At 72.4% G+C, this 19,393-nt stretch carries 16 protein-coding genes; 13 read left to right on the top strand and 3 right to left on the bottom strand.

Annotated elements, in window-relative coordinates; all coding sequences use genetic code 11:
- Positions 1–31: 31 nt before the first annotated feature.
- Positions 32–1,531, bottom strand: coding sequence for a cytosine permease (locus ACZ6ZI_RS13880; RefSeq protein ID WP_469519807.1), 1,500 nt, complete (start codon positions 1,529–1,531; stop codon positions 32–34).
- 132 nt (positions 1,532–1,663) lie between these two features.
- On the opposite strand from ACZ6ZI_RS13880, the gene ftsY reads away from it, so the two are divergent.
- Positions 1,664–2,881, top strand: coding sequence for a signal recognition particle-docking protein FtsY (gene ftsY, locus ACZ6ZI_RS13875; RefSeq protein WP_363057542.1), 1,218 nt, complete (start codon positions 1,664–1,666; stop codon positions 2,879–2,881).
- Between the two features lie 177 nt (positions 2,882–3,058).
- Here the strand turns inward: ftsY and ACZ6ZI_RS13870 are convergent, their stop codons facing one another.
- Positions 3,059–3,727 carry a bifunctional DNA primase/polymerase gene (locus tag ACZ6ZI_RS13870; RefSeq protein WP_469519803.1) on the bottom strand — a complete coding sequence of 223 codons (669 nt, stop codon included), beginning with the start codon at positions 3,725–3,727 and terminating at the stop codon, positions 3,059–3,061.
- Positions 3,728–4,133: 406 nt separating this feature from the next.
- On the opposite strand from ACZ6ZI_RS13870, the gene nsdA reads away from it, so the two are divergent.
- From nsdA to ftsH, 6 genes are all read left to right on the top strand, one after another.
- Positions 4,134–5,633, top strand: a complete 1,500-nt coding sequence (gene nsdA, locus ACZ6ZI_RS13865; RefSeq protein ID WP_363057538.1) for a transcriptional repressor NsdA — start codon at positions 4,134–4,136, stop codon at positions 5,631–5,633.
- A gap of 255 nt (positions 5,634–5,888) precedes the next feature.
- Positions 5,889–7,235 (top strand): ammonium transporter, encoded by a 1,347-nt coding sequence (locus tag ACZ6ZI_RS13860; RefSeq protein ID WP_469519800.1) that lies wholly within the window; start codon positions 5,889–5,891, stop codon positions 7,233–7,235.
- Positions 7,232–7,570 (top strand): P-II family nitrogen regulator, encoded by a 339-nt coding sequence (locus ACZ6ZI_RS13855; RefSeq protein WP_249768000.1) that lies wholly within the window; start codon positions 7,232–7,234, stop codon positions 7,568–7,570. Before ACZ6ZI_RS13860 ends, ACZ6ZI_RS13855 begins: the two co-directional genes overlap by 4 nt.
- A 17-nt stretch (positions 7,571–7,587) precedes the next feature.
- Positions 7,588–10,029: a [protein-PII] uridylyltransferase gene (locus ACZ6ZI_RS13850; protein WP_469519797.1), complete on the top strand. Its 2,442-nt coding sequence runs from the start codon at positions 7,588–7,590 to the stop codon at positions 10,027–10,029.
- 137 nt (positions 10,030–10,166) lie between these two features.
- Positions 10,167–11,735, top strand: a complete 1,569-nt coding sequence (ffh, locus tag ACZ6ZI_RS13845; RefSeq protein ID WP_363057532.1) for a signal recognition particle protein — start codon at positions 10,167–10,169, stop codon at positions 11,733–11,735.
- A 192-nt stretch (positions 11,736–11,927) separates the two neighbouring features.
- Entirely contained in the window at positions 11,928–13,844 is a 1,917-nt protein-coding gene (gene ftsH / locus ACZ6ZI_RS13840; protein WP_469519794.1) for an ATP-dependent zinc metalloprotease FtsH, read from the top strand.
- A 27-nt stretch (positions 13,845–13,871) separates the two neighbouring features.
- On the opposite strand, the gene ACZ6ZI_RS13835 is transcribed toward ftsH, so the two are convergent.
- Positions 13,872–14,561 (bottom strand): methyltransferase type 11, encoded by a 690-nt coding sequence (locus tag ACZ6ZI_RS13835; RefSeq protein WP_363057531.1) that lies wholly within the window; start codon positions 14,559–14,561, stop codon positions 13,872–13,874.
- A 131-nt stretch (positions 14,562–14,692) separates the two neighbouring features.
- On the opposite strand from ACZ6ZI_RS13835, the gene proS reads away from it, so the two are divergent.
- The 6 genes from proS (at position 14,693) to trmD (ending at position 19,374) form a co-directional block, all read left to right on the top strand.
- Positions 14,693–16,105, top strand: a complete 1,413-nt coding sequence (gene proS / locus ACZ6ZI_RS13830) for a proline--tRNA ligase (protein ID WP_469519791.1) — start codon at positions 14,693–14,695, stop codon at positions 16,103–16,105.
- A gap of 203 nt (positions 16,106–16,308) precedes the next feature.
- A complete protein-coding gene (locus ACZ6ZI_RS13825; protein WP_363057527.1) occupies positions 16,309–16,905 on the top strand; it encodes a hypothetical protein in 597 nt (198 codons plus the stop codon).
- A 294-nt stretch (positions 16,906–17,199) separates the two neighbouring features.
- Positions 17,200–17,637: a 30S ribosomal protein S16 gene (gene rpsP / locus ACZ6ZI_RS13820; RefSeq protein ID WP_363057525.1), complete on the top strand. Its 438-nt coding sequence runs from the start codon at positions 17,200–17,202 to the stop codon at positions 17,635–17,637.
- 2 nt (positions 17,638–17,639) lie between these two features.
- Positions 17,640–17,879, top strand: a complete 240-nt coding sequence (locus ACZ6ZI_RS13815) for an RNA-binding protein (protein WP_030011889.1) — start codon at positions 17,640–17,642, stop codon at positions 17,877–17,879.
- A gap of 80 nt (positions 17,880–17,959) precedes the next feature.
- Positions 17,960–18,553, top strand: coding sequence for a ribosome maturation factor RimM (gene rimM / locus ACZ6ZI_RS13810; protein ID WP_469519786.1), 594 nt, complete (start codon positions 17,960–17,962; stop codon positions 18,551–18,553).
- Positions 18,553–19,374 (top strand): tRNA (guanosine(37)-N1)-methyltransferase TrmD, encoded by an 822-nt coding sequence (gene trmD / locus ACZ6ZI_RS13805; RefSeq protein ID WP_469519784.1) that lies wholly within the window; start codon positions 18,553–18,555, stop codon positions 19,372–19,374. Before rimM ends, trmD begins: the two co-directional genes overlap by 1 nt.
- Positions 19,375–19,393: the final 19 nt, after the last annotated feature.

Raw genomic sequence — 19,393 nt, 5'->3', positions numbered from 1 at the left:
TGGGCGAAGGGGGACGTTAGCTGACGTAGCGTCAGTTGGACAGGGATCCGGCGGGCTCGCGGGCCGCGTCGCCCGCCGCGGCCGGCGCCGGCGGGGCGGGCGTGCGGGGGAGCACGGCGTACAGCAGGGCGGAGGTCAGGATGCCCGCGACCCAGCCCAGCCCGTTCTGCCCGATCCAGGTGGAGGCCAGCGGCCCGGTGAACCAGTCGACCTCGGTGAACAGGGTGCCCACCACCAGGGCCACGCCCCAGGCCGTCATCGCCTGCCAGGCGAAACCGCCCTTGTACCAGTAGGCGCTGGTCGGGGTGGTGTCGAGCAGCGCGGGGCCGTCGTAGGTCGTGCGGCGGAGCATGTCGACGCCGAAGACGCCGATCCACGCGGAGAAGGCCACCGCCAGCAGCGTCAGGAAGGAGATGAACGAGCCGAAGAAGCTGGTCGCCACCACCATCAGCAGGAAGCCGAAGACCAGGCTGATGACGGCGTTGACGCTGACGGCCCAGGCGCGCGGCACCTTGATGCCCAGGGTCTGCGCGGTGAAGCCGGCCGAGTACATGGACATCGAGTTGATCAGCAGCATGCCGACGAGCGCGATGAGCAGGTAGGGGACCGCGATCCAGGTCGGCAGCAGCTCGCCGATGAAGGAGACCGGGTCCTGGGCGGTGGCCAGGTCCGGGGTGCCGACGGCCATCACGGCGCCCATCAGCACCATGGGCAGGACGACCACGCCCGCGCCGCCGATCGTCGCGCCGACCATCGCCCTGGACGAGGCGGTGCGGGGCAGGTAGCGGGTGAAGTCCGGACCGGAGGGGACCCAGCTGATGCCGCCCGCCGCGATCGTGCCGATGCCGGCGATCATCATCGCCGTGGAACCGGCCGGCTTGTCGAGGACGGCGGCCCAGTCCGTGGTGAAGACCAGGTAGCCGAGCACGAGCACGCTGAAACCGCCGAAGAGGTACGTCGACCACGTGGAGCAGACGCGCAGCGCGTTGATCCCCAGCCCGGAGACCACGAACGTGCAGCCCACGAAGAAGAGCAGGGTGACGACGATCAGGGGGGTGTTGCTCTTGATCCCGAAGAGCAGGTCCAGCACCGTCAGCACGGCGTAGGCGCCGCTGACCGCGTTGATCGTCTCCCAGCCCCAGCGCGCCACCCAGATCAGCGACCCGGGGAAGAGGTTGCCGCGCTGCCCGAAGACGGCCCGTGACAGCGCCATGCCCGGAGACCCGCCGCGCTTGCCCGCGATGGAGATCAGCCCGACGATCCCGTACGAGAGCACGGGCGCCGCCAGCGCGACGACCAGCACCTGCCAGATGTTGAGCTTGTTGAAGATCACCAGACCCGCGCCCATGGTCAGCAGCAGCACGCTGATGTTCGCGGCGACCCAGGTGGGAACCAGCTCGCGGACCCGCCCGCCACGCTCTTCGTCGGGCACGGGCTCCAGCCCGCGGGTCTCGACGGCTTTCTCGGCGGTGTGGTCCACGGCACGGTCGAGGGCGGGCGATATCGCGCCTTCGGCGGGCTCGGCAGGCATGCGCTACTCCGTGGGGGAGGAAGGGGGAGTCGCCCATCATCGTAGATTCGCCCTGAAAACCACAAATAGAGGACTAATACCCTCCTGTGCTCCTCCGAAAGGTCGGTGGGGGTGGCCGATACTGGGAGCGTTATGGAAATCCTCATCCTTGCCGTAGTCATCGCCCTGGTCGCGGTCGGCGCGATCAGCGGGCTCGTGGTCAGCAGCCGCAAGAAGAAGCAGCTGCCCCCCACGGCGCCGCCGAGCACGCCGACCATCACTGCCCCGCCCGCCGAACCGCAGGTGGGGGAGGACGCCGCACCGACGGCGGAAGAACCCCGCCGCACGATCGAGGAGGTCGTCCTCCCCGAAGCGGAGGCTGCGGCTCCCGAGGCGCCCGCCGTCGCCGAACCCGAGGCCCCGGCCGCGCCCGAGATCGAGGTGCCCGAGCCCACCGCCGGCCGCCTGGTCCGGCTGCGCGCGCGCCTCGCCCGGTCCCAGAACTCGCTCGGCAAGGGGCTGCTCACGCTGCTCTCGCGCGAGCACCTCGACGAGGACACCTGGGAGGAGATCGAGGAGACCCTCCTCATCGCCGACGTCGGCGTCGCGCCGACCCAGGAACTGGTGGAGCGCCTGCGCGAGCGGGTCAAGGTGCTCGGCACCCGCACCCCCGCCGAGCTGCGCGCCCTGCTGAAGGAGGAGCTGGTCGCCCTCGTCGGCACCGACTTCGACCGCGCCGTGAAGACCGAGAGCGGCGTCGAGACCCCGGCCGTCGTGATGGTCGTCGGCGTCAACGGCACCGGCAAGACCACCACCACGGGCAAGCTGGCCCGCGTCCTGGTCGCCGACGGCCGCAGCGTGGTGCTCGGCGCCGCGGACACCTTCCGCGCCGCCGCCGCCGACCAGCTCCAGACCTGGGGCGAGCGCGTCGGCGCCCGCACCGTGCGCGGCCCGGAGGGCGGCGACCCCGCCTCCATCGCCTACGACGCGGTCAAGGAGGGCATCGCCGAGGGCGCGGACGTGGTCCTCATCGACACCGCCGGCCGCCTGCACACCAAGACCGGCCTCATGGACGAGCTCGGCAAGGTCAAGCGCGTCGTCGAGAAGCACGGCCCGCTGGACGAGGTCCTGCTCGTCCTCGACGCCACGACCGGCCAGAACGGCCTGACCCAGGCGCGCGTCTTCGCCGAGGTCGTGGACATCACCGGCATCGTGCTGACCAAGCTCGACGGCACGGCCAAGGGCGGCATCGTCGTCGCCGTCCAGCGCGAGCTCGGCGTCCCGGTCAAGCTCATCGGCCTCGGCGAGGGCCCGGACGACCTGGCCCCCTTCGAGCCGGAGGCGTTCGTCGACGCCCTCATCGGCGACTGAGCACCCCCGGGGAGACCGCCGGTACGTGTCCCCGCCCCGCCCGCTCCGACCGCCCCCGTACGCAGCCCCCGCCGACCCCCGCGCACCGACCCCCGCGCGCACCCGTGCCCCCGCCGTCCGATCCGGACGCGGGGGCACGGTGCAACACGGCGCCGTCGCGCCGCACGGGGCGGAAGTTCAGTGGCGGAACCGGTGGCAGATGTAGGCCAGGGTGCCGAGCAGCAGGCGGGCCTGCGGGGGACCGCCCGCGCGGTCCAGCGCGGGCGGGCGCAGCCATTCGGCCGGGCCCAGGCCCGCGTGGTCGCTGGGCGGGGCCGTCAGGAAGGCGCCCTGCCCCAGGGCCCGCAGGTCCAGATCGGCGTCGTCCCATCCCATGCGGTACAGCAGCCGGGGCAGTTCGGCGGCGGCCCCCGGGGCGACGAAGAACTGGGCGCGCCGGTCGGGGGTGACGGTGACCGGGCCCAGCGGCAGGCCCATCCGCTCCAGCCGGACCAGGGCCCGGCGGCCCGCCTCCGCGGAGACCTCGATGACGTCGAAGGAGCGGCCGACGGGCAACAGGATCGAGGCGCCCGGATACTCGCCCCAGACCTCCGCGACCTCGTCGAGTGTGGCGCCCGCGGGCACGGTCGGAGCGAAGTCCAGCGGATGCGCCCCCGGCGCACCGCAGTTCGTATGACCGCAGGAGCAGTCGCGGGCCGGAGCCGCGGCACGGGCCCCGGGGACCGCGTCCCAGCCCCAGAGTCCGGTGTACTCCGCCACCGCCGTGCACTCGGAGGTCCGTCCGCGGCGCCGGGCGCCGGAACGGAACTCCTTGGTGCTGCGGCTGCCGCCGATCGTGAAGCCCATGCCCATGCCCCCTCCAACGGGTCGGACGCGTCGGTGGTTACGACGTCGGCGAGACCTCCTCGGAGACCGGGTGCGGTGCGCCTTCCACCGGGGGGCGACGGCGCACTCCTCGCCGCGCGCGCCCCGGCGCACTCCCGTCCAACCGTTCCGTTTCGCCGTCGTGTCAAGTGAATCGCGCCTGGCCGGTGGCGAGTTCATTCGAAGGGGTGGCGAATGGTGGCGTTTCTGGAATCGACCTCGCCGACGGGGTGATCGTAGGATTACTTTCGGTGCACGAGCCCGAAGGGCTGGGCAGGCCGTGGGTATGCCGGAGGCAATCCGTGGAGGACCTGTGAAGGTCGCCGGCGGAGGTGGCCGTCCCGGCCAGGGTTTCGTGTGAAGACGCGATGCGGATGGGGGCGTTCCAGTGAGCGGCAGTGGCGCAAGCGGAACGAGCGGTACGAGCGGGGACCCGGCCGACCGCAACGACCAGCTGACCTCCTGGTTCGTCCGCAGCGGCTGGTCCAAGGGCGAACTCGCCCGTCAGGTGAACCGCCGGGCCCGCCAGATGGGCGCCCACCACATCAGCACCGACACCTCCCGCGTGCGTCGCTGGCTGGACGGCGAACAGCCCCGCGAACCGGTGCCCCGGATCCTGTCCGAACTGTTCTCCGAACGCTTCGGCTCCGTCGTCGCCATCGAACAGCTCGGCCTGCGCACCGCCCACCAGACGCCCTCCGTCTCCGGCGTCGACCTGCCCTGGGCCGGCCCGCAGACGGTGGAACTGCTCAGCGAGTTCTCCCGCAGCGACCTGATGCTCGCCCGCCGGGGCTTCCTCGGGACCTCGCTCGCCCTCTCCGCCGGCCCCGCCCTCATCGAACCCATGCAGCGCTGGCTCGTGCCGGTCCCCGTCGCCGACCCGGGGCTCCGCCCCGAGGGCGGGCCGACGGGCCTCGGAGGACACCGGCCGCCCCGGCTGTCCGAACCGGAACTCGACCTCCTCGAAGCCACCACCGTCATGTTCCGCCAGTGGGACGCCCAGTGCGGCGGCGGCCTGCGCCGCAAGGCCGTCGTCGGACAGCTCCACGAGGTCACCGACCTGCTCCAGGAGAACCACCCGGCGCCCGTGACGAAGCGCCTCTTCAAGGTCGCCGCCGAACTCGCCGAACTCGCCGGCTGGATGAGCTACGACATCGGCCTGCACCCCACCGCCCAGAAGTACTTCGTCCTCGCGCTGCACGCCGCCAAGGAGGCCGGGGACAAACCCCTGGGCTCGTACATCCTCTCCAACATGAGCCGCCAGATGATCCACCTCGGCCGGCCCGAGGACGCCCTGGAACTCATCCACCTCGCCCAGTACGGCAGCCGCGACTGCGCAGGCCCCCGTACCCAGGCCATGCTGTATGCGATGGAGGCCCGCGCCTACGCCAACATGGGCCAGCCCAGCCGCTGCAAGCGGGCCGTCCGGATGGCCGAGGACACCTTCTCCGACATCGTCTTCGCGGACGAGCCCGAGCCCGACTGGATCGGCTTCTTCTCCGAGGCCGAACTCAACGGGGAGAACTCCCACTCCTACCGCGACCTGGCCTACGTCGCCGGCCGCAGCCCCACCTACGCCTCGCTCGCCGAACCGGTCATGCAGAAGGCCGTCGACCTCTTCGCCAAGGACGAGGTGCACCAGCGCTCGTACGCCCTCAACCTCGTCGGGATGGCCACCGTCCACCTCCTCCAGCGCGAACCCGAGCAGGCCACCGTCCTCGTGGACCAGGCCCTCGACGTGGCGCGAAAGGTGCGCTCCGAACGGGTGAACACCCGCCTGCGCAAGACCGTCGACACCGCTGCCCGCGAATACGGCGACGTCGCCGAGGTCGTCCGCCTCACCGACCTCCTCGCCTCCCGCCTGCCCGAGGCCGCCGAGGCCGTGTAAGCCGTCCGGCCCGCGGGCCGGCGGATCCCGGACGGGGCGCGTCGCGCGCCCGGGCCCGTTCATGGACGCGTAACACGCCCGACCTCTTCGTCACCGCCGCGAAACAACCGGCGGCGCCGCCGGAAACCGGCCTGCGCGAATCTCATGGCCAATAACCGGCCGGCGCGGCCGGCCCACCCACAGGCCGCCCGCCCCCGCGCCGCCGAGGTTCCACGGTCGCCCGCACGCGAACGTACCGACGACGAGGAGACGCCGATGGCATCAGCCATCACGACCCTCGCGGCAGACGCGCCCACGCTCTCCGCCGCGAACACCGGGTTCATGCTCATCTGCTCCGCCCTGGTCATGCTGATGACCCCGGGACTCGCCTTCTTCTACGGGGGCATGGTCCGGGTCAAGAGCAGCCTCAACATGCTGATGATGAGCTTCGTCAGCCTGGGGATCGTCACGATCCTGTGGGTGCTCTACGGCTTCAGCCTCGCCTTCGGTACCGACATCGGCTCCGTCATCGGCTGGAACGCCGACTACGTCGGCCTCAGCGGCATCGGCCTGACCGAACTCTGGGACGGCTACACCATCCCGGTCTACGTCTTCGCCGTCTTCCAGCTCATGTTCGCCGTCATCACCCCCGCCCTGATCAGCGGCGCCCTCGCCGACCGCGTCAAGTTCGGCGCCTGGGTCCTGTTCACCGCCCTGTGGGTGACCGTCGTCTACTTCCCCGTCGCCCACTGGGTCTGGGGCGCCGGCGGCTGGCTCTTCGAACTCGGCGTGATCGACTTCGCCGGCGGCACCGCCGTCCACATCAACGCGGGCGCCGCCGCCCTCGGCGTCATCCTCGTCATCGGCAAGCGCGTCGGCTTCAAGAAGGACCCGATGCGCCCGCACAGCCTCCCGCTCGTGATGCTCGGCGCCGGCCTCCTGTGGTTCGGCTGGTTCGGCTTCAACGCCGGCTCCTGGCTGGGCAACGACGACGGCATCGGCGCCGTCATGTTCGTCAACACCCAGGTCGCCACCGCCGCCGCGATGCTCGCCTGGCTCGCCTACGAGAAGCTGCGCCACGGCTCCTTCACCACCCTCGGCGCCGCCTCCGGCGCGGTCGCCGGCCTCGTCGCCATCACCCCCGCCGGCGGCTCCGTCAGCCCGCTGGGCGCGATCGCGGTGGGCGCCATCGCCGGTGTGCTGTGCGCCATGGCCGTCGGCCTGAAGTACCGCTTCGGCTACGACGACTCCCTCGACGTGGTCGGCGTCCACCTCGTCGGCGGCATCGCCGGCTCGCTCCTCGTCGGCCTCTTCGCCACCGGCGGCGTCCAGTCCGACGCCGCGGGCCTCTTCTACGGCGGCGGCCTCGAACAGCTCGGCAAGCAGGCCATCGGCGTCTTCGCCGTCCTCGCCTACTCCCTGGTCGTCTCCGCCGTCCTCGCTTTGCTCCTCGACAAGACCATCGGCATGCGCGTCGACGAGGACGTCGAGGTCTCCGGCATCGACCAGGCCGAGCACGCCGAGACCGCCTACGACTTCAGCGGAGCCGGCGGCGGCGCCTCCCTCCGCTCCACCGCCGCTGCCGCCCCCGCACCCGCCGCGAGCAAGAAGGTCGACGCATGAAGCTGATCACCGCCATCGTCAAGCCCTACAAGCTGGACGAGATCAAGGAAGCCCTCCAGGCCTTCGGGGTGCAGGGCCTGACCGTCACCGAGGCCAGCGGCTACGGCCGCCAGCGCGGCCACACCGAGGTCTACCGGGGCGCCGAGTACACCGTGGACCTCGTCCCGAAGATCCGCATCGAGGTCCTCGTCGACGACGACGACGCCGAGGAACTGATCTCCGTGATCGTCAGCGCCGCAGCCACCGGCAAGATCGGCGACGGCAAGGTGTGGAGCGTCCCCGTGGACTCGGTCGTACGGGTCCGCACCGGCGAGCGCGGCGCCGACGCGCTCTAGGTGACGGGAGCTCCTGGGTGACGAGTGTCGAGAACACGACCACCGACCCGGTCGAAGGACCGGACGGCTCGGGAGCCGGCGGATACGCCGAGGCCCGGCTGCGACTCCTCGGGCAGGAGTCGCGGCCCGGGCCCGCCCGGCGTTCCGCCCTGTCCGGGCTCACCGACCGCTGGCTGACCGGACTGTTCGCACCGGCCGCCCGCGACAGCGGCGTACGGGGCGCGGCCCTCGTCGCCGTCGGCGGCTACGGCCGGGGCGAACTCTCCCCGCGCAGCGACCTGGACCTGCTGCTCCTGCACGACGGCAAGGCCGAGCCGGGCGCGCTGGCCGCGCTCGCCGACCGGCTCTGGTACCCGGTGTGGGACCTCGGCCTCGCGCTGGACCACTCCGTACGCACCCCCGCCGAGGCCCGCCGCACCGCCGCCGAGGACCTCAAGGCCCACCTCGGCCTGCTCGACGCGCGGCTCGTCGCCGGGGACGCCGGGCTCCTCGCCGGGCTGCGCACCTCGATCCTGGCCGACTGGCGCAACCAGGCCGCCAAGCGGCTGCCCGCGCTGCACGCCCTGTGCCGGGAGCGGGCCGAACGCTCCGGGGAACTGCGCTTCCTGCTGGAACCCGACCTCAAGGAGGCCCGCGGCGGCCTGCGGGACGTCACGGCGCTGCGGGCCGTCGCCGCGTCCTGGCTGGCCGACGCCCCGCGCGAGGGACTGGCCGAGGCCCGGCGGCGACTGCTCGACGCCCGGGACGCCCTGCACCTGGTGACGGGCCGGGCGACCGACCGGCTCGCCCTCCAGGAACAGGCCCAGGTCGCCGCCCGGCTCGGGATGCTCGACGCCGACGCCCTGCTGCGCGAGGTGTACGAGGCGGCGGGCGTCGTCGCGTACGCGGGCGACGTCACCTGGCGCGAGGTCGGTCGGGTCCTGCGGGCGCGGGCCGCCCGGCCGAGGCTGCGCGGGCTGCTGGGGACACGGGGGGTCCCGGCGGCCGAGCGCGCGCCCTTGGCCGAAGGGGTCGTCGAGTCCGACGGGGAGGCCGTCCTCGCCCTGGCCGCCCGCCCCGACCGGGACCCGGTCCTGCCCCTGCGCTTCGCCGCCGCCGCGGCGCAGGCGGGGCTGCCCGTCTCGCTCCACGCCGTACGCCGGCTCGCGGCGCAGGCCCGACCGCTGCCGCTGCCCTGGCCGGCGGAGGCCCGGGAACAGCTCGTCACCCTGCTGGGCGCGGGCGAGCCGACCGTCGGGGTGTGGGAGGCCCTGGAGGCCGAGGGGCTGATCGCCCGGCTGCTGCCCGACTGGGAACGCGTACGGTGCCGGCCGCAGCGCAACCCGGTGCACACCTGGACCGTGGACCGGCACCTGATCGAGACGGCCGTGCGGGCCTCGGCCCTGACCCGTCGGGTCGGCCGCCCGGACCTGCTGCTGATGGCGGCCCTGCTGCACGACATCGGCAAGGGATGGCCCGGCGACCACTCGGTGGCCGGCGAGACCATCGCCCGCGACGTCGCCGTCCGCCTCGGCTTCGACGCCGCCGACACCGCCGTCCTGGGCACGCTCGTACGCCGCCACCTGCTGCTCGTCGACACCGCCACGCGGCGGGACCTCGACGACCCCGCCACCGTCCGGGCCGTCGCCGAAGCCGTCGGGTCCACCGGCACGCTGGAGATCCTCCACGCCCTCACCGAGGCCGACGCCCTCGCCACCGGTCCGGCCGCCTGGAGCACCTGGCGGGCCTCCCTCGTCGCCGACCTCGTGGCGCGGGTGGCCGCCGTCCTCAGCGGGGCCCCGCCCGCCGCCCCGGAACCGGAGATTCCGACCACCGACCAGGAACGGCTCGCGGTGGAGGCGCTGCGCACCGGGGAGCCGGTCCTCGCGCTGCACGCCCGCAGGGAGGAGGACGAGGCCGTCGGGGTGGAACTCGTCGTCGCCGTCCCCGACCAACCCGGGGTGCTCCCGGCGGTGGCCGGGGTGCTGGCCCTGCACCGGCTGACCGTACGGGCGGCCGACCTGCGCTCCCTGGAGCTGTCCGACCTGCCGGGGGAGGTCCTCGTCCTGCGGTGGCGGGTCGCGGCGGAGTTCGGCGCCCTGCCGGAGGCCTCCCGGCTGCGCCGCGACCTCGTACGGGCCCTGGACGACTCCCTCGACGTCCCGGCGAAGCTGGCGGACCGCGAGGCGGCGTACCCGAGGCGGCGCGGGGTGGTTCCGCCGCCGCCCCGCGTCACGGCCGTCCCGGACGTCTCCTCGCTGGCCACCGTCCTGGAGGTGCGGGCCCCCGACGCGGTCGGCCTGTTGCACCGCATCGGGCGGGCCCTGGAATCGGCCGGCGTGCGGGTGCGCAGCGCGCACGTCTCCACGCTGGGCGCCGACGCCGTCGACACCCTCTACGTGGTGGACGCCGACGGCAAGCCCCTGCCCCCGCCCGAGGCCGGCGCCCTGGCCCGCAGGGTGCAGGAGGCCCTGGGCTGAGCGCCCCCGCCCGCCCGGACACCGCCCGGCGGGATCGCCCCCGTACCTTCTTCGCGACGGTCGGGGGCGGGCCCGCCCGGCGGCCCGATACCCTGGGGGCGACCACAACACCCCCGACCCGAGGAATCGCGACCACCGTGTTCGATACGCTCTCCGACCGCTTGGCGAATACCTTCAAGGGCCTGCGCGGCAAAGGCCGGCTGTCCGAGGCTGACATCGACACCGCGGCCCGGGAAATCCGTATCGCGCTCCTCGAGGCCGACGTCGCCCTTCCGGTCGTCCGTGCCTTCATCGCGAACGTCAAGGAACGCGCGCGCGGTGAAGAGGTCAGCAAGGCCCTGAACCCGGGCCAGCAGGTCCTCAAGATCGTGAACGACGAGCTCGTCACGATCCTGGGTGGCGAGACGCGGCGCCTGCGCTTCGCCAAGACCGCCCCCACCGTGATCATGCTCGCGGGTCTCCAGGGTGCCGGTAAGACCACCCTCGCGGGCAAGCTCGGCCTCTGGCTCAAGGGCCAGGGCCACACCCCGCTGCTCGTCGCCTGCGACCTCCAGCGCCCCAACGCCGTCAACCAGCTCTCGGTCGTCGCCGAGCGCGCGGGCGTCGCGGTCTACGCGCCGCAGCCCGGCAACGGCGTCGGCGACCCGGTCCAGGTGGCCAAGGACTCCGTCGAGTACGCCCGCACCAAGCAGCACGACATCGTCATCGTCGACACCGCCGGTCGCCTCGGCATCGACGCCGAGCTGATGCAGCAGGCCGCCGACATCCGCGACGCGGTCTCGCCCGACGAGATCCTCTTCGTCGTCGACGCCATGATCGGTCAGGACGCGGTCAACACGGCCGAGGCCTTCCGCGACGGCGTGGGCTTCGACGGCGTCGTGCTCTCCAAGCTCGACGGCGACGCCCGCGGTGGTGCCGCGCTCTCCATCGCGCACGTCACCGGCAAGCAGATCATGTTCGCCTCGAACGGCGAGAAGCTCGACGAGTTCGACGCGTTCCACCCCGACCGCATGGCGGGCCGGATCCTCGACATGGGTGACATGCTCACCCTGATCGAGCAGGCCGAGAAGACCTTCAGCCAGGCCGAGGCCGAGAAGATGGCGGCCAAGCTGGCGAAGGGGCCGAAGGAGTTCACGCTCGACGACTTCCTCGCCCAGATGGAGCAGGTCCGCAAGATGGGCTCCATCTCCAAGCTCCTCGGCATGCTGCCGGGCATGGGCCAGATCAAGGACCAGATCAACAACATCGACGAGCGCGACGTGGACCGCACGGCCGCGATCATCAAGTCGATGACCCCGGCCGAGCGCCAGGACCCGCACATCATCAACGGCTCGCGCCGCGCCCGTATCGCCAAGGGTTCCGGTGTCGAGGTCAGCGCCGTGAAGGCGCTCGTGGAGCGCTTCTTCGAGGCCCGCAAGATGATGTCCCGCATGGCCCAGGGCGGCGGCATGCCCGGCATGCCCGGCATCCCGGGCATGGGCGGCGGCCCCGGCCGGCAGAAGAAGCAGGTCAAGCAGGCCAAGGGCAAGCGCAAGAGCGGCAACCCGATGAAGCGCAAGGAAGAGGAGGCCGCGGCCGCGGCCCGGCGCGAGCAGGGTCCGCAGGCGATCGAGCCCGCCGGCAACCCGTTCGGCCTCCCGGCGGGCGGCGGTCAGCCGGGCCAGGACTTCGACCTGCCGGACGAGTTCAAGAAGTTCATGAAGTAGCAGGGGCGGGCGCACGTCGCGCGCGAGGGCCCCGGCCGGGGCGGTGACCGACACGGTCCCCCCGGTCGGGGCCCTCGGCCTTTCCCGGCCCTCCGTCCCCGGTGCGCGTCGGCCCCGGCCCTCCGTCCCCGCGCGGGCAGGCGGTCGATTTGTCGCTTATGGTCGGCCGGGAGGACGGCATAAGGAGGCCCCGTGCCCAGCCCCACCCCCGTACCGCCGCGCGACCGGGCCGACACCCCCTGGCGCTCGGAAGGCGCCCCGCCCGCCCCGCCGCCCAAGAAGAAGATGCCCGGCGGCTGGCGCGGACTGATCCTCACCGCCCTGATCGTCTACCTGATCACCAACGTCGTCCTGTCCTTCTTCAACGAGGGCGACGGACCCACGATCTCGTACACCGAATTCAGCAAACAGGTGACCGACGGCAACGTCTCCAAGATCTACTCCAAGGGCGACGCCATCCAGGGCGAGCTCAAGAGCGCGCGGCCCGTCCCCGGCGGCAAGGGCGACTACACCAAGTTCGTCACCCAGCGCCCCGCCTTCGCCGACGACCAGCTCTGGGCCGGCCTCACCTCCAAGGGCGTCACCGTCACCGCCTCCCCGGTCGTCGAACAGCGCAGCTTCCTCGCCAACCTGCTCATCTCGCTCGCCCCGATGCTGCTCCTGGTCGGCCTGTGGCTGCTCATCGCCCGCCGGATGGGATCCGCCATGGGCGGCGCCGGCGCGCTCGGCCGCAAGACCCCGCCCAAACCCGTCGAGCTGGAGGGCGGCAAGCGCACCACCTTCGAGGACGTGGCCGGCATCGACGAGGTGGAGGGCGAGCTGAGCGAGGTCGTCGACTTCCTCAAGAACCCGCAGCAGTACCACCGCATGGGCGCCCGGATGCCCGGCGGCGTCCTGCTCGCCGGCCCGCCCGGCACCGGCAAGACCCTGCTGGCGCGCGCCGTCGCGGGCGAGGCCGGGGTGCCGTTCTTCTCGGCCTCCGCCTCCGAGTTCATCGAGATGATCGTCGGCGTCGGCGCCTCCCGGGTCCGCGAACTCTTCTCCGAGGCGCGCAAGGTGGCCCCCGCGATCATCTTCATCGACGAGATCGACACCATCGGCCGGGCCCGCGGCGGTTCGGCGGCCATGGGCGGCCACGACGAACGCGAGCAGACCCTCAACCAGATCCTCACCGAGATGGACGGGTTCTCCGGCTCCGAGGGCGTCGTCGTCCTCGCCGCCACCAACCGCGCCGACGTCCTGGACCCCGCCCTCACCCGCCCCGGACGCTTCGACCGCACGGTCGCCGTCTCCCCGCCCGACAAGGCCGGCCGCGAGGCCATCCTGCGCATCCACACCCGCGACATCCCGCTCGGGCCCGACGTGGACCTCGCGCAGGTGTCCCGCACCACCCCCGGCATGACCGGCGCCGAACTCGCCAACCTGGCCAACGAGGCCGCCCTGCTGGCCGTCAAGCGCAAGCAGGACGCCGTCACCCAGGCCGACCTCTCCGACGCCCTGGAGAAGGTCCAGCTCGGCGCCGAACGCCCCCTGGTCATGCCCCTGGAGGAGCGCCGTCGCACCGCCTACCACGAGGGCGGCCACGCCCTGCTGGGCATGGTCCAGCCCGGCGCCGACCCCGTACGCAAGATCACCATCGTGCCCCGGGGCCGGGCGCTCGGCGTCACCCTGTCCACCCCGGACGCGGACCGCTACGCGTACACCGAGCCCTACCTGCGCGGACGGATCATCGGGGCCCTCGGCGGGATGGCCGCCGAGCACGTGGTCTACGACGTGATCACCACCGGCGCCGAGAGCGACCTCGAACAGGTCACCAACATCGCCCGCGGCATGGTCGGCCGTTGGGGCATGAGCGAGCGCATCGGCCGGCTCACGGCGATCCCCTCCGACGCCCAGAGCGCCTACGGGCTCTCCGCCGCACCCGCGACCCTCGACGCCGTGGACCACGAGATGCGGCGGATCGTCGACGAGTGCTACGAGGAGGCCTGCCGCCTCCTGCGCGAGCACCGCCCCAAACTCGACGCCCTCGCCGAGGCGCTCCTCGCCAACGAGACCCTGGACGAGCGGGCCGCGTACGAGGCCGCCGGCATCCCCCGCCTGATCAAGTAGCCCGGGCGGTCGACCGGTCCGGGCCCGTTACGCCACCCGGGCGACGACGTACCGGAAGATGTTCGGCAGCCAGACGGCGCCGTCGGTCCGCTCGTACGGGTGAAGCGCCTCCGCGAGCTCCTTCTCCGCCAGGGCCGGATCGGCCGCGCCGTCGTAGAGCCCCGTCGACAGCAGGCCCCGTACGGCGCTGTCCGCGTCGGCGTACCCGAACGGGCAGAACACCCGCCCCGAGCCGTCCGGCACCAGCCCGGCCCGTGCCACGGCCGCGTCCAGGTCCCGGGCCCGCGGGCCGCCGCCCAGCACCGCCGGGACCGTGCACCGCTCCGCCGGTCCCCAGTCGGCCAGTACCACCGCACCGCCCCGGCGCACCGTCGGCAGGGCCGCGGCCAGCGCCCCCGGGGCGGGCGAGAAGGCCAGCAGGACGTCGTAGGGGCGCGCTCCGGGCGCCGTGGGCACCGGGGGAGCCGCCACCACCTCCAACAGCCGCTCGCGCGCGAGGGCCCGGCGCGCCGGATCCGCCTCCACACCCGTGGCGGCGGCCCCGCGCCCGGCGGCCAGCAGCAGGGCCAGTCCGGCCCCGCAGTCCAAACCCAGCAGCCGGTCGCCCGGCCCGATCTCCAGCCGGTCGTAGACCGCCTCGTACAGCGGTACCAGCATCCGTTCCTGGATCTCCGCCCAGTCCCGGGCGACGAGCGTCGCCGTCGGCGTCGGTGTCATCGAAAGAGCGCTCCTGATTCCGTCTCGCCCCCTTGCCCCCGTTGCCAGAGAACTCCCCATTCGCCCCCGCGTCCATAGGAGCGCGCCACCCGATTCACGCTCGACGCGCCGGGCGCCGTACCATTCGCGCCATGGCAAAGGCACCCGTTCTCACCCCGCAGGCGGAGGATTTCCCCCGCTGGTACCAGGATCTGATCAACAAGGCCGAGCTGGCCGACAACGGTCCGGTCCGCGGCACCATGGTCATCCGACCGTACGGCTACGGCCTGTGGGAGCGGATGCAGCAGGAGATGGACGCCCGCATCAAGGACGTCGGCGCGCAGAACGCCTACTTCCCGCTGTTCATCCCGCAGTCCTACCTGACCCGTGAGGCGGAGCACGTCGAGGGCTTCGCGCCCGAGCTCGCGGTCGTCACGCACGGCGGCGGCAAGGAGCTGGAGGAGCCGGTCGTCGTCCGGCCCACCTCCGAGACGATCATCAACGACTACTTCTCCAAGTGGGTCCAGAGCTACCGCGACCTGCCCCTGCTGATCAACCAGTGGGCCAACGTGGTCCGCTGGGAGATGCGCCCCCGCGTCTTCCTGCGCACGAGCGAGTTCCTCTGGCAGGAGGGCCACACGGCCCACGCCACGTACGAGGACGCCCGCGACTACGCCGCGCGCATCCACACCGAGGTCTACGGCGACTTCATGAAGAACGTGCTCGGCATCGACGTCGTGCTCGGCCGCAAGACCGCCAAGGAGCGCTTCGCCGGCGCCATCAACACCCTCACCCTCGAGGGCATGATGGGCGACGGCAAGGCCCTCCAGATGGGCACCAGCCACGAGCTGGGCACCAACTTCGCCAAGGCCTTCAACACGCAGTACCTGTCGAAGGAGGGCAAGCAGGAGCTCGTCTGGCAGACCTCCTGGGGCGTCTCCACCCGCATGGTCGGCGGTCTGATCATGTCCCACGGCGACGACAACGGCCTGCGGGTCCCGCCGCGCCTGGCGCACGTCCAGGTCGTCGTCATGGCGATCAAGGGCGACGAGGCCGTGGCCAAGGTCCGCGAGCTGGGCGACCGCCTGAAGGCCGCCGGCCTGCGCGTGTTCGTCGACGACCGCGTCGACACCCCCTTCGGCCGCCGCGCCGTGGACTGGGAGCTCAAGGGCGTACCGGTCCGCATCGAGATCGGCCCCCGCGACCTGGAGGCCGGCACCGCGATGCTCGCCCGCCGCATCCCCGGCGGGAAGACCCCGGTCAACATCGACGAGCTCGCCGACCTGCTGCCCAAGGTCCTCGACGAGGACCAGGCGCAGCTGCTGCGCGAGTCCCGCGAGCGCCGCGAGTCCCGCACCTCGGACGTCGCGACCATCGAGGAGGCCGCCGAGGCCGCCGTCGCCGGCGGTTGGGCGCGCATCCCGTGGGCCGACCTGGGTCCCGAGGGCGAGGCCAAGCTGGCCGAGCAGGCCGTCTCCGTACGCTGCCTGATCGCCGAGGACGGGTCCGTGCCGACGGCCGACGACGCCCCCGGTACGCTCGCGATCGTCGCGCGCTCCTACTGATCGACACCGGCACCCCCGGCGCGCGGCGAACGGCCGCACGCCGGGGGGTCGGTTTTTGTCCGTCGGCGTTACGTACCGACTCCTCCTGGGATCGACGCACCCGTCCTCGTCAGGACGCATCAGAGTGAACTGACTGGTACGTGCAAAAAATTTGGAATGGCCCGGAATCGGAACACCGAGGCCCCTCGGCTCGTTGTCACGACGTGAGCACGACACCACCTGTTCTCGCCGCAGAGCTGGCGCAGGCGTGGGCCGACATTCAGCGGTACCACCCCGAGCTGCCTGACCTTGCCGCGCCCGAGTCCCTGATCGGAGAGTCCTCGTCCGCCTGTGGCGCGGCGCTCTCCTTCGAGCGACTGCTGCACGAGGCAGTCCACGGCATCGCCGCAGCCCGCGGCGTCCGGGACACCTCGCGAGCCGGCCGCTACCACAACCGCAGATTCCTCGCGATCGCCGAGGAGATGGGGCTGGACCACTCCGACGAGCCGCACGCCAGCAGCGGCTTCTCGCTGGTCACCCTCAACCCCGAGGCGAAGAAGCGCTACCGCCCCACCATGGAGCGGCTCCAGCGCGCCCTGAAGGCCCATACGGTCGCCACCGCGGCCGACACCAAGCGCAGCTTCCGCGGCCCGGCCGCCCGGCACGGATCCTCGGGCGGCGGCGTGCGCGTCAAGGCCGTCTGCGACTGCGGGCGCAACGTGCGCGTGGTCCCCTCCGTACTGGCCCAGGCGCCGATCGTGTGCGGCGGCTGCATGAAGCCCTTCCGGATCCCGGAGGTCGCCACCGCGGCGGCTTCCTGACGCCGCCGGCACGACGACGGGGCGCAGGGCCGTGAGGGCGATCGTGCCGCCGGGTCCGCGCGCCGCCGCGGGCCCGGGTGTCACCCGGACGCGGGGAGGTCCGCCCGGCCGGACCTCCCGACCCCGCGCGGGCGGGCGTGCCGTGGGCGTATGGCACAATGGACAGCTGTACTCGACAGTCGCATAGGACCCCTCTCTCCTCCGGCTGACGCGTCCATCGGGCATCCGAGTACCGCAACCCCACGTGGCATCTCAAAGTGCCCAACCACGTCAAGTTCAGGAGACACCACTCCAGTGGCAGTCAAGATCAAGCTCAAGCGCCTCGGCAAGATCCGCTCCCCGCACTACCGCATCGTCGTCGCCGACGCTCGCACCCGCCGGGACGGTCGCGCGATCGAGGAGATCGGCATCTACCAGCCGACCTACAACCCCTCGCGCATCGAGGTCAACGGCGAGCGCGCGCAGTACTGGCTGTCCGTCGGCGCCCAGCCGACCGAGGCCGTCCTCGCCATCCTGAAGCTCACCGGTGACTGGCAGGCCCACAAGGGTCTCCCGGCCCCCGCGCCGCTGCTCCAGCCGGCGACGAAGGAAGACAAGCGTCGTTCCTTCGACGAGTTCGCCAAGGCCCTCGAGGGCATCGGCGAGGCCAAGGGCGAGGCCATCACGCAGAAGAAGAAGGCCGACAAGAAGGCGGACGAGGCTGACGCCGCCGCCGAGTCGACCGAGGCCTGATCATGCTCGAGGAGGCTCTTGAGCACCTCGTAAAGGGCATTGTGGACAACCCCGACGAAGTGCAGGTCGCCTCGCGCAACCTGCGTCGCGGCCAGGTGCTCGAGGTCCGGGTCCACCCCGACGACCTCGGGAAGGTGATCGGCCGCAACGGCCGCACCGCGCGTGCGCTGCGTACCGTCGTGGGCGCCATCGGCGGCCGGGGGATCCGCGTCGACCTCGTCGACGTGGACCAGGTCCGCTGAGCAGTTGAATCACCGGCACGGGCCGGGGAGGGCACACGTTGCCCACCCCGGCCCGTCGTCGTCTGAACAGGAGAGAGACAGTGGAGCTGGTTGTCGCGCGGATCGGCCGCGCCCACGGGATCAAGGGTGAGGTCACCGTCGAGGTGCGTACGGACGAGCCGGAGCTGCGGCTCTCGCCCGGCGCCGTCCTGCGCACCGATCCGGCGTCGGCGGGTCCGCTGACCGTCGCGACGGGCCGGGTGCACAGCGGCCGGCTCCTGCTGCGCTTCGAGGGCGTCAAGGACCGCACCGGCGCCGAGGGGCTGCGCAACACCCTGCTGATCGCGGACGTGGACCCGACGGAGCTGCCGGAGGAGCCCGACGAGTACTACGACCACCAGCTGATGGACCTGGACGTGGTGCTGGAGGACGGCACCGAGGTCGGCCGGATCACCGAGATCTCGCACCTGCCCTCGCAGGACCTGTTCATCGTGGAGCGCCCGGACGGCACCGAGGTGATGATCCCCTTCGTGGAGGAGATCGTGGCCGAGATCGACCTGGAGGAGCAGCGGTGCGTCATCACGCCGCCGCCCGGTCTGATCGACGACCGCGCCGAGGTCGTCTCCACCCGTGACGCCGAGGCGGCGGACGCCCCCGACGCCGAGGCCGGCGCGCCGTCCGGGGACGAGGCCTGATGCGGCTCGACGTCGTCACCATCTTCCCCGAGTACCTGGAGCCGCTGAACGTCTCCCTCGTCGGCAAGGCGAGGGCGCGCGGGCAGCTCGACGTACACGTGCACGACCTGCGGGAGTGGACGTACGACCGGCACAACACCGTCGACGACACCCCCTACGGCGGCGGCCCCGGCATGGTCATGAAGACCGAGCCGTGGGGCGAGGCCCTGGACGCGGCCCTGGCCGACGGCTACGAGTCCGGCGCGCGCGGCCCCGTCATGGTCGTCCCCACCCCCAGCGGGCGGCCCTTCACCCAGGAACTGGCCGTCGAACTCTCCGAGCGGCCGTGGCTCATCTTCACGCCCGCGCGCTACGAGGGCATCGACCGCCGGGTCATGGACGAGTACGCGACGCGCATGCCGGTGTACGAGGTCTCCATCGGCGACTACGTGCTGGCGGGCGGCGAGGCCGCCGTCCTGGTGATCACCGAGGCCGTGGCCCGGCTGCTGCCCGGTGTCCTCGGCAACGCGGAATCGCACCGGGACGACTCCTTCGCCCCCGGCGAGATGGCCAACCTGCTCGAAGGCCCCGTCTACACCAAGCCCCCGCAGTGGCGCGGTCGGGGCATCCCCGAGGTGCTGCTCAGCGGGCACCACGGGAAGATCGCCCGTTGGCGCCGGGACGAGGCCTTCCGTCGGACGGCCCGCAACCGGCCCGACCTGATCGAGCGTTGCGAGGCCTCCGCGTTCGACAAGAAGGACCGGGAGATCCTGAGCATCCTGGGCTGGCGTCCGACCTCCGACGGCCGATTTTGGCGCAGGCCGCAGGCCGTGGAAGAATAGGCGGCTGCTGTGTGCTCGC

This window comes from Streptomyces sp. NPDC103540, from assembly GCF_055584445.1.
Note: the sequence above shows the minus strand (reverse complement) of the source record. Positions and strands in the feature narration are given on the sequence as shown.